1 protein-coding gene is annotated in these 382 nt (G+C 22.8%); it reads right to left on the reverse strand.

Annotated features, from left to right (window positions below; all coding sequences use genetic code 11):
* Positions 1 to 52: 52 nt before the first annotated feature.
* Positions 53 to 382, reverse strand: a 330-nt coding sequence (locus M983_RS17795; protein ID WP_210433263.1) for a hypothetical protein, incomplete at its 5' end; no start/stop codon positions are given.

The following is a 382-nucleotide window of genomic DNA, read 5'->3' on the forward strand; positions in this document are numbered from 1 at the left end:
ATAGTAATATTAAAATATTTTATCAAGAAAACAAGTAATGATATTCTTCCTTTTAAAATTTTATTACTTTAGAAACATTTATTAATAATTTAATAAATGTTCTTGTTACTGGCTTCTTATTCATTGAATTTAGTACCGTCCATATTATAAATAAAACAACTGTTTTATGATAATGAGGTGAGCCATGGATATCGGGCAAAGTAAGTTGTTTAAAGTGATAATAATTTTGTCTTAGATAAGAGATTTCATTCTGAGGTATCACTTCGTCATATTTGCTTTGAAGATAAAATATTTTAATATTACTATTTTTATTTACAGGTAATGGAAAGTTTTCATCAAGAAAATAAAAAAGTTCTTCATTTGAGTTGATTCTTTTTTTATT

The organism is Proteus myxofaciens ATCC 19692 (genome assembly GCF_001654855.1).
GTDB classification, from domain to species: domain Bacteria; phylum Pseudomonadota; class Gammaproteobacteria; order Enterobacterales; family Enterobacteriaceae; genus Proteus; species Proteus myxofaciens.